Source organism: Burkholderia sp. YHN3-13, assembly GCF_055810675.1.
Window position 1 is genome coordinate 246,434 of sequence record NZ_JBVVNQ010000011.1, and the last position, 9,079, is coordinate 255,512.

Here is a 9,079-nt window from a genome sequence, read left to right on the forward strand (position 1 = left end):
GATAGAATTTGACACATGTCCCGCAGCTTTCCTACGACGTTGCCAACTTCCCGAATTTCTCTCGTCGCGCTCGGCGCAGCGCTCGCCGCGGCTTTGTCCGCCGGGCCTTCCGGCGCGTTCGCGCAAGCCTCGGGCGCAACCGCGCCGGACGCCGTCGCGGCCGCGCCCGTTGCGGCCTCCGCCGCACCGGATTTCGACGCCCGTCAAAAAGTGCTCAATCAACGCACCGCGGAAAACGATTATCGTTATGCGGTGGCCGAGCATAATTGCTACAGCACCTTTTTCGTCAATCACTGTCTCGGCAAGGCGCGCGACCAGATGCGCGACGAGCGCGCGAGCATCCGTCAGGAGCAACTCGCGCTCAACGACGAGCAGCGCGCGGTGCGCGCGCAGCAGCGCGACCAACAGCAGGCACTGAAGCAGGCGCAGAACGCGGCGGAAGCGCCGCAGCGGGCGGCGAACGATGCGGCGAACGCGGCTGCGTTCCGCGACAAGCAGGAGCAGAATGCACTGAAGCAGGCGCAGCGCGGCGCGGAAGGGCCGCAGCGCGCGGCGAGCAAGCAGGCATACGACCAGAAGCAGGGCGACTTCCAGCGCAAGCTCGACCAGGCGCACCAGCAGGCGGCGCAGAAGGCGCAGGAGCGGGCGGACAACGCCGCGCGCTACGAGCAGAAGCAGAAGGAAGCCGCGCAGCACAAGGCCGATGTCGAGCGACGTCAGCAGGAAGCGGCCGAGAAGGCCAAGCAGCAACAGCAGGGGCAGTAACGTGTTGGATTGATCGGGATCAGTCTCGGGCGCGTCGGCATGCCAGCCGCCGCGCTGCTTCGATGAGGAGGCAACTATGCAAAACCGTCACACGGAACAGCAGCAGGAATTGCACAACCGTTTGGCTGCATTGCAGGAGCAGCACCAGCAGCTCGCTCGGGAGATCGAGCTGAAGGAAGGGCACTCCGACATCGACGACATCACGCTGCACCGGCTGAAGAAGGAAAAGCTGGCAGCCAAGGACAAAATCATTCTGCTGCAATCGCAGCTCGAATCGGATAAGCGCGCCTGAGCGCGGCCTGGCAAGCGCCGGCGCCGCCCGGGCGCTGGACACAGGAACGCTTGCCTTGAATTCACCGCTTGAAGCCACCCCCGATGCCCGGCGTGACGCGACGTCCGCCGGGCGCGCTCGTGCGCCCGAAGGCACCTTCGAGCTGAGCCGCAAGCGCGTCGACGAACTCGACACGATTTTCGGCGAGGGCGGGTTGCTGGCGCGCGCGCTCGACGGCTACCGGCCGCGTACCTCGCAGATCGAGATGGCGCGCGCGGTCGCGTCGGCGATGGAAGCGTCCGCGCGCCGGATGCCCGAGCCCGAGATCTTCGAAACACGCAAGCGGCCGGCGCGCCGCCTCGGCGACGGCGACAAGGCAGCCGAGCCGGGCGCGGACGGCGCCGCATCAGCCGAATCCGACACCGATGCGGCCGACAACACGCTGATCGTCGAAGCCGGTACGGGTACCGGCAAGACCTACGCGTATCTCGTGCCCGCGATGCTGTGGGGCGGCAAGGTGATCGTGTCGACCGGCACGAAACACCTGCAGGACCAGCTGTTCCAGCGCGACATCCCGACCGTGCGCAACGCGCTCGCGGTGCCGGTGTCGGTGGCGATGCTCAAGGGGCGCGCCAACTACCTGTGCCATTACTACCTGCAACGCACGGCCGACAACGGCCGCCTGCCGTCGCGGCAGGACACCGCGTATCTGCAGGAGATCGTCCGCTTCGCGAAGATCACGAAGAGCGGCGACAAGGCCGAGCTCGCGAGCGTGCCGGAAACGGCGCCCGTGTGGTCGATGGTCACGTCGACGCGCGACAACTGCCTCGGCCAGGAGTGCCCGCATTACAAGGAATGCTTCGTGATGCAGGCGCGGCGCGAGGCGCAGCAGGCCGACGTGGTGGTCGTCAACCATCACCTGTTCTTCGCGGACATCATGCTGCGCGACACCGGGATGGCCGAATTGCTGCCGAACGCGAACACGGTCATCTTCGACGAAGCGCACCAGTTGCCGGAGACGGCGACGCTGTTCTTCGGCGAGACGCTGTCGACCACGCAGATCCTCGAACTCGCGCGCGACACGGTGGCCGAGGGCCTGGGCCACGCGCGCGACGCGGTCGAGTGGGTGAAGCTCGGCGGCGATCTCGAACGTGCGGCGCGCGACTTGCGCCTCGCGTTCGCGAACGACCAGATCGTGCGCATGTCGCTGGCGCAGCTCGGCGACGATCATCCGATGTTCGGCGCGCTCGACGCGCTCGACGTGGCGCTCGACGCGCTCGCGTCGGCGCTCGCGAGCCAGGCCGAGCGGGCGGAGTCGCTCGGCGCGTGCCTGCGGCGCGCGCGCGAGCTGCAGGATCTGCTGGCCGGCTGGGTCGCGCCCGGCGCGGCGGAGGCGGCCGCGCAGGCCGACGCGGCAGCGGCCGGCGACAAGGCGACCTCCGACGGCGATCCGAACGAGAAGGTGCGCTGGGTCGAGGTGTTCGCGCATACCGTGCAGCTGCACGAAACGCCGCTGTCGGTCGCGCCGATCTTCGCGAAGCAGCGTGCAGGTGTCCCGCGGGCATGGGTGTTCACGTCGGCCACGCTGTCGGTGCGCGGCGATTTCACGCACTACGCGGCGCAGATGGGCCTCAGCTCGCGCCGCTCGATGACGCTCGCGAGCCCGTTCGACTACCAGTCGCAAGGGCTGCTGTACGTGCCGCGCAACCTGCCTCAGCCGTCTTCGCCGGCGTTTACCGATGCCGTCTTCGATGCCGCGCTGCCGGCGATCGAGGCGTCCGGCGGCGGCGTGTTCATGCTGTGCACGACGCTGCGCGCGGTCGACCGGATCGCGTCGAAGTTGCGCGATGTCATCGAATCGCGCGGCTGGGACACGCCGCTGCTCGTGCAGGGCGATGCGAGCCGCACCGAGCTGCTCGACCGTTTCCGCGCATACGGCAATGCGATCCTGGTCGGCAGCCAGAGTTTCTGGGAGGGCGTCGACGTGCGCGGCGACGCGCTGTCGCTCGTCGTGATCGACAAGCTGCCGTTCGCCCCGCCAGACGATCCGGTGCTGGCCGCGCGTCTCGATGCCCTGACGAAGAAGGGCCTGAGCCCGTTCGCCGTGCATCAGCTGCCGCAGGCCGTGATCACGCTGAAGCAGGGCGCAGGCCGGCTGATTCGCGCGGAGACGGATCGCGGCGTGCTGATGATCTGCGACACGCGGCTCGTCGACAAGCCCTACGGGCGCCGGATCTGGCAGAGCCTGCCGCCGTTCAAGCGCACGCGCGAGATCGCGGTCGTGCAGGATTTCTTCGACGAGCATCGCTCGGACAAACGCATGTGACGATCCGCGCGGCCGGCGCCGCGCGATCGCCCCCGCGGCGCCGGATTGCGGCGCCAATAAAAAACCCGGCTCGATGGCCGGGTTTTTTGTTCGTGCAACGGGCGTTGCGCCGCGCGGTTCGTCAGAACTGCCACCACGACTTCTTCGCGCCGGGGCGCGAATGGCCCGTGACGTACGGGCTGTCGGGGAACGTGCCCGCGAGCACGCGCTTCGTGTCCTCGGCGAGCTGCGGCTGGTTCAGCTTGTTGTACGACAGGATCATGATGTGCAGCGCATCTTCGATCGCCGGCGCACCCTTGTAATCCTTGATCGCGAGCTGGGCGCGGTTGATTGCCGCCACGTAGGCGCCACGACGGTAGTAGTAGTCGGCCGCGTGCACTTCGTGCGACGCGAGCGCGTTGACGATGTAGCGCATCCGTGCCGCTGCATCGGGCGCGTACTTGCTCTTCGGGAAGCGGTCGACGACGACCTTGAACGCATCGTACGACTCGCGCAGCGCCTGCGGATCGCGTTCGCTCATGTCCTGGCCGGAGAAGCGCCCGAACAGGCCGAGATCGTCGTTGAAGTGGATCATCCCCTTCAGGTAGTACGCGTACGGGATATCCGGATGATCGGGGTGGAGCTGGATGAAACGGTCGACGGCCTGGTCGGCGGCGGCCGCTTCGTTGTCCTTCCAGTTGCAGTATGCAACGTTGATCTGTGCCTGCTGCGCGAAATGACCGAACGGATCGCGGCCTTGCAGCGATTCGAAATATTTCGCGCACTTGCCCCAGTCGCCGCCGGACAGTGCGTCCTGGGCCTCTGAGTATAATTTGTTATTCGACCAGGTAGCCGTCTCGTCCTGCTTCTGCGGCAAGCCGTGGCAGCCGGCGATGAGGGCCGCGGCCGCTACCGCCGCAGCCCGGGCGGCGGCGGTTCTGGCCGTGCGTTTGGTCGAATTCATCATGCTCGCATGTCCTAGCTTCAAGTCTCGGTGACCCAGTCTAAATGACCCGTTCAAGTTCGCAGAATGCCCAGCCGGGCACACCAAATCGCGAAGATTATAGCCCAAGCGATCGGCCCGCCGACGCTGCGTCGGGGGATTCCCTCGATGACGATCTGGCCGGCGACGTCATGCAGCCGCCCGTCGTACCGTCCGCGGCGGTCGACGAGGCGCCGCGCGTCGTCGAAGTGCCGCTGTCGCTCGCGGGCGAGCGCCTCGACAAGGCGCTTGCCCAGCTGTTCCCCGAATTCTCCCGCAGCCGCCTGCAGAGCTGGATCGAGGCACAGCGCGTGCTCGTCGACGGCGCGCCGGCGAAGATCCGCCAGCCGGTGCCGCTCGGCGCGAAGATCGCGCTCGTGCCCGACCTGCTGCCCGAGCAGCTCGCGTTCACGCCGGAGCCCGTGCCGCTCGACGTGATCTACGAGGACGACGCGCTCGTCGTGATCAACAAGCCGGCCGGCCTCGTCGTGCATCCGGCCGCCGGCAACTGGAGCGGCACGATGCTCAACGGGCTGCTGCATCGCTACGGCGACGCGGCGGCCGGCCTGCCGCGCGCGGGAATCGTCCACCGGCTCGACAAGGAAACCTCCGGCCTGATGGTGGTGGCGCGCACGCTGGCCGCGCAGACGGACCTCGTGCGGCAGTTGCAGGCCCGCACGGTGAAGCGCCGCTACTTCGCGCTCGTGTGGGGCACGATGCCCGAGGAAGGCGCGATCGACGCGCCGATCGGCCGCGATCCGCGCGAGCGCACGCGCATGGCCGTCGTCACCGGCGCGTCGGGCAAGCCGGCCCGCACGCATTTCCGTACGGTTGACACATGTCTGTGGCAACGTCAGCCGGTGTCGGCGATCCAGTGCGATCTCGAAACCGGCCGCACGCACCAGATCCGCGTGCACTGCGCGCACATCGGGCACCCGCTGCTCGGCGATCCCGTCTACGGGCGCGCGCGCGGCAAGCGTTCGGTCACGCCGCTGCCGGACGGCTTCGCGCGACAGGCGCTGCATGCGTGGCGGCTCGGCCTCGTGCATCCGGTCACGGGCAAGGCGATGCAATGGCGCTGTCCGCTGCCGGACGACCTGAACACGCTCGTCGCGGCGCTCGGTTTCGGGCAGGGCGATGAGGAATTCGACGACGACGATGGTGTCTACGACGATGACGATTTCGGCGGCGAGTATCACGATGACGAGCCGTACCTGGAAGACGACGAGGAGGCGTGAGTGCCGATGACGAACCTGGCGCCGTTGACGTGGCAGGACTGCGTGCAGCCCGACTGGCAGGTGTCGCCGCGCGTGCGCGCGCTGATCACGACGCGCGACGGCGGTGTGAGCGAAGGCCCTTACGGGCGCTGGCAGGAGGGAGAGGCGCGGCCGGGCGGGATGAATCTCGGCCTGCATACCGGTGACGATCCGGCCCGTGTCGCCGCGAATCGCGCGCGTTTGCTCGCCCTCGCGGGCCAGTCGAGCGCCGCGTGGCTCGAGCAGGTTCACGGTGCGGACATCGTCCGCGCCGACGAGGTGATCGCGGCGGCGCCTGCGGCTGCTGCGCCGGTGCGGGCCGACGCGAGCGTCACGGACCGGGCCGGCGCCGTCTGCGTCGTGATGGTCGCGGATTGCCTGCCCGTGCTGTTGTGCGATGCGCAAGGCCGCGCGGTCGGCGCCGCGCACGCGGGCTGGCGCGGGCTCGCGGCCGGCATCGTCGAGCAGACCGCGGCTCGCGTCGCGGCGCTTGCCGGCGGCGCGACGGATACGCTGCATGCGTACCTGGGGCCGGCGATCGGCCCGCAGGCGTTCGAGGTCGGCGCGGACGTGCGCGACGCGTTTCTCGACACGGCTCCGCAGTCGGAGCATGATGAAACCGGGCTCGCGTTCGTCGCGATCGAGGGCGCGCCCGGCAAGTTTCTCGCCGATCTGTACGCGCTCGCGCGCTTGCGTCTCGCCCGTGCGGGCGTCGCGCACGTGAGCGGCGGGGCGGCTTGCACGGTCGCCGAACAGGCACGCTTCTATTCGTACCGCCGCGATCGCGTGACGGGCCGCATGGCAGCGGCGATCTGGCTGGCCGATTGACGGCATGCGCATGCGTGCGGGATTTGCCGCGTCGCGAAATCGGGTTATCTCGATATTTAGACGGCACTGCGGCATCGCATGCGCAACTGAATGGAAAATCCCGAAGTCAAGCCGGACAAAATGGTTTATGTTTCGCCGGAACCCTTGTCCCGCCTGTTGCACGCGGATTATCTCCGTGCAGAAATGTTCAGTGGTTTGACTTGGCGCTTCACATGGGGAAAACGATAATGATAAAAATACCGCACTGCGGCAGAATCTGGAGACGCCTCTCCAGAGCATGACGGCCCGGCTCGCAGCCGGCACGCCGCGCGCGAGCAGGATTTCACGATTGACGCTCACGAATCACCGGTAAGGCAGGTAATGACAGCATCGAAAAATTCGTCGACGTCCGCTCAGGCGGGCACTTCCGCAGGCAGCACCGGTTTTGATCCGGCCGCCCAGCCGATGCAGCAGATGTTCGAGTCGTGGCTGAACGCGTGGCGCGGTTTTGCAGATCCGGCGCGCGCCGCGACTGCATCGGCCACCGTCAATCCGTTCGCGACTTTCCAGTTTCCGGCTTCGTTTCCGTTCCAGATGCCGTCGATGCCCGATCTCGGTGGCCTCGCGGGTCTTGGCGGCATGGCGTCGCCGTTCGCGGGGCTGAAGCTGCCGGTTGCCGCGATTCCGCCGGAACGGCTCCAGGCGCTGCAGGCCGACTACGCACGCGATTGCATGACGCTGATGCAGCAGGCTGCCGCCGCGAAGCTCGAGGCCCCCGAACTGAAGGATCGCCGCTTCAGCGGCGACGCGTGGAAGTCGTCGCCCGCGCATGCGTTCGCGGCTGCGTGGTATCTGCTCAACGCGCGTTACCTGCAGGAACTCGCCGACTCGCTTCAGACCGATCCGAAGACGCGCGAGCGCATCCGCTTCACGGTCCAGCAATGGACCGCCGCCGCCGCGCCGAGCAACTTCCTCGCACTCAATCCCGACGCGCAGAAATCGATTCTCGACACGCAGGGCGAGAGCCTGCGGCAGGGGATGATGAACCTGCTCGGCGACCTGCAGCGCGGCAAGATTTCGCAGACCGACGAATCGCAGTTCGTGGTCGGCAAGAACCTCGGGTGTACTGAAGGTGCGGTCGTCTACGAGAACGACCTGATCCAGCTGATCCAGTACACGCCGAAGACGGACAAGGTGTTCGAGCGGCCGCTGCTGATCGTCCCGCCGTGTATCAACAAGTTCTACATCCTCGACCTGCAGCCCGAGAATTCGCTCGTCGCGCATGCGCTGTCGAACGGTCATCAGGTGTTCCTGGTGTCGTGGCGCAATGCGGACGCATCGGTCGCGCACAAGACGTGGGACGACTACATGAACGAAGGGCTGCTCGCGGCGATCGACGCCGTGCAGCAGGTCAGCGGCCGCGAGCAGATCAACACGCTCGGCTTCTGCGTCGGCGGCACGATGCTCGCGACCGCGCTCGCGGTGCTTGCCGCGCGTGGCGAACATCCGGCCGCGTCGATGACGCTGCTCACCGCGATGCTCGACTTCAGCGATACCGGCATCCTCGACGTGTTCGTCGACGAGGCGCACGTGCAGATGCGCGAGCAGACCATCGGTGGCAAGAACGGCACGCCACCGGGGCTGATGCGCGGCGTCGAGTTCGCGAACACGTTCTCGTTCCTGCGTCCGAACGACCTCGTGTGGAACTACGTCGTCGACAACTACCTGAAGGGCCGCACACCCGCGCCGTTCGACCTGCTGTACTGGAACAGCGATTCGACCAGCCTGCCGGGCCCGATGTACGCGTGGTACCTGCGCAATACCTATCTCGAGAACAAGCTGCGCGAGCCGGGCGCGCTGACCGTATGCGGCGAATCCGTCGACCTGTCGCTGATCGACGTGCCGACCTTCATCTACGGTTCGCGCGAGGATCACATCGTGCCGTGGCAGACGGCCTACGCGTCGACGTCGATCCTGTCGGGCCCGTTGAAATTCGTGCTCGGCGCGTCGGGGCATATCGCGGGCGTGATCAATCCGCCGGCGAAGAAGAAACGCAGCTACTGGGTCAACGACGACCTGCCCGAATCCGCGGACGACTGGTTCGCCGGTGCGGCCGAGCAGCCGGGCAGCTGGTGGCCGACGTGGGTCGAATGGCTCGATGCGTACGGCGGCCGCAAGGTGGCGCCGCCGGCCGAGGCGGGTTCCGCGCAGTTTCCGGTGATCGAGCCGGCACCCGGGCGCTACGTATTGCAGCGCGATTGACGAAAACCGGACAGCGGCGCACGCTGTCCGGAGCACCGCAGTTTTTTTAACAGGGCCGGTAACGATGCGCCGTGTCGTGCGGGCCTGGAGGAAAGGGAAATGACGGACGTAGTGATCGTATCGGCCGCGCGGACCGCGGTCGGCAAATTCGGCGGCTCGCTTGCGAAGATTGCAGCGCCGGAGCTGGGCGCGACGGTGATCCGCGCGGTGCTGGAGCGTGCGGGCGTGAAGCCCGATCAGGTCAGCGAAGTGATCATGGGCCAGGTGCTGACGGCCGGTTCGGGGCAGAACCCGGCGCGGCAGTCGCTGATCAAGGCCGGGCTGCCGAACGCGGTGCCGGGGATGACGATCAACAAGGTGTGCGGCTCGGGCCTGAAGGCCGTGATGCTGGCGGCGAACGCGATCGTCGCGGGCGACGCGGACATCGTGAT

Annotated in this window: 8 protein-coding genes; 7 read left to right on the forward strand and 1 reads right to left on the reverse strand. The window is 67.3% G+C overall.

What is annotated here, in order from left to right; translation table 11 throughout:
* The first annotated feature begins 15 nt into the window (after positions 1-15).
* The 3 genes from AC0KUR_RS24350 to AC0KUR_RS24360 all read left to right on the forward strand — a co-directional run bounded on the left by AC0KUR_RS24350 (position 16) and on the right by AC0KUR_RS24360 (position 3,362).
* Complete coding sequence (locus AC0KUR_RS24350) at positions 16-765, forward strand: hypothetical protein (RefSeq protein WP_049028415.1); 750 nt, start codon at positions 16-18, stop codon at positions 763-765.
* Positions 766-841: 76 nt separating this feature from the next.
* On the forward strand, positions 842-1,057 hold the full coding sequence (locus AC0KUR_RS24355; RefSeq protein WP_473376510.1) for a DUF465 domain-containing protein: 216 nt from the start codon (positions 842-844) through the stop codon (positions 1,055-1,057).
* A 55-nt stretch (positions 1,058-1,112) separates the two neighbouring features.
* A complete protein-coding gene (locus AC0KUR_RS24360; RefSeq protein WP_473376511.1) occupies positions 1,113-3,362 on the forward strand; it encodes an ATP-dependent DNA helicase in 2,250 nt (749 codons plus the stop codon).
* 121 nt (positions 3,363-3,483) lie between these two features.
* Here the strand turns inward: AC0KUR_RS24360 and AC0KUR_RS24365 are convergent, their stop codons facing one another.
* Positions 3,484-4,308, reverse strand: coding sequence for an outer membrane protein assembly factor BamD (locus AC0KUR_RS24365; protein ID WP_034188625.1), 825 nt, complete (start codon positions 4,306-4,308; stop codon positions 3,484-3,486).
* 41 nt (positions 4,309-4,349) lie between these two features.
* Between AC0KUR_RS24365 and AC0KUR_RS24370 the strand changes: the two genes are divergently transcribed.
* The 4 genes from AC0KUR_RS24370 to AC0KUR_RS24385 all read left to right on the forward strand — a co-directional run.
* Complete coding sequence (locus AC0KUR_RS24370) at positions 4,350-5,561, forward strand: RluA family pseudouridine synthase (RefSeq protein ID WP_473376512.1); 1,212 nt, start codon at positions 4,350-4,352, stop codon at positions 5,559-5,561.
* A 6-nt stretch (positions 5,562-5,567) separates the two neighbouring features.
* Positions 5,568-6,407, forward strand: a complete 840-nt coding sequence (gene pgeF, locus AC0KUR_RS24375) for a peptidoglycan editing factor PgeF (RefSeq protein ID WP_226252832.1) — start codon at positions 5,568-5,570, stop codon at positions 6,405-6,407.
* A gap of 360 nt (positions 6,408-6,767) precedes the next feature.
* Positions 6,768-8,648, forward strand: coding sequence for a class I poly(R)-hydroxyalkanoic acid synthase (phaC, locus tag AC0KUR_RS24380; RefSeq protein WP_059561596.1), 1,881 nt, complete (start codon positions 6,768-6,770; stop codon positions 8,646-8,648).
* A 99-nt stretch (positions 8,649-8,747) separates the two neighbouring features.
* Positions 8,748-9,079: thiolase family protein (locus tag AC0KUR_RS24385; protein WP_473376154.1), on the forward strand; the 332-nt coding region annotated here is incomplete at its 3' end.